At 37.5% G+C, this 1,211-nt stretch carries 1 protein-coding gene; it reads right to left on the bottom strand.

The features are described 5' to 3' along the window. Window positions 1-73: 73 nt before the first annotated feature. Window positions 74-1,108 (bottom strand): IS30 family transposase, encoded by a 1,035-nt coding sequence (locus tag EO117_RS09055; RefSeq protein WP_126940115.1) that lies wholly within the window; start codon window positions 1,106-1,108, stop codon window positions 74-76. Window positions 1,109-1,211 lie beyond the last annotated feature (103 nt).

Raw genomic sequence — 1,211 nt, 5'->3', positions numbered from 1 at the left:
CTTAAATTGCAAGTAGAAATTGAACACTTTGATATAAATAATTTAACATCGTGAAAGAACCCTTAAAAGATACTTAGCATAATAGCTTCGATATTTCCTCTATGAACATTTCCTCTGGTGTTTTGTATCCAAGGATCTTTCGTGGTAATTGATTTATCCAATTGTGTGCAACTTCTAGTGTTTCTGTAGAAAGATCACTCAACGCTTTGCCCTTTGGTATAAATCGTCTTAACAATCCATTGTGACGTTCATTTGTACCTCTTTGCCATGGTGAATTGGGATGAGCAAAGTATACTGGACACATTCCTCTGCATCCTTCTGTAAGGTTGGCAAACTCACTGCCGTTATCTGAGGTAATACTCTTTACTGATTTCATTACCATAGTACCTAACCATGCAACAATGGCTTTTGTGACATCACTAGCGGAAGCACTATTCGCTAGTAGCTGAACATTAAATCGTGTTTTACGCTCTGCTAGCGTTACCAGCACTGGCTCCTCTTTGCCTTTTTTCCCTCGAATGGTATCCACTTCCCAGTGCCCAAATTCCGTACGTTCATCTACTGCTGGGTCACGATCATCGATGCTTAACCCTAGATTACGTTTATGAGTACGTTGGATGTACTTGGTTCGTTTTCGTTTGACTATACAAGGAAAGTCAAGGATAGGTAGAAAGATCCCTTCATGTACGTAGTTATACAAGGTTTTTGTACATACCATCATATCTGATGTAAATAGCTTCTCTTTGCGTGCTACACCTACACAAGCATCAATAGACCATTTATAAGGCCCTTGAATCTTATGTTTTGCCCATTCTAGAAATTTTCTAGCGTTATTAATTTTCAGGCGAGAAAATGATCCTGCTCTGCTTTTTTCATATGCTAGTTGTCCTGTTTCAGCGAAATATAGGCTGACTAGTTTATCTTTCTTTATCTGGTCGACCGTACCACGCTTTATTTCATAATAAATAGTCGTTCTAGACCGTTGCAGATCAGCAGCAATAGAAGATATTGATGCTCCTAGTCGAAGACGCCTTTCGATGTAAAATCGTTCTTTTAACGAAAGATGTTTATTTGTCCGTGTTTCTGTGTTATGATTAGTATTGTCCATAGTGATTACCTCGTGATATCTTGTAATTTAGCACTATAATCATACCACGAAATCACTATGGATTTTTTATATTCAATTGTTCAATTTCATTATACAATTAACC

It is taken from the genome of Veillonella sp. VA142 (genome assembly GCF_003992135.1).
GTDB lineage: Bacteria > Bacillota > Negativicutes > Veillonellales > Veillonellaceae > F0422.
Note: the sequence above shows the minus strand (reverse complement) of the source record. Positions and strands in the feature narration are given on the sequence as shown.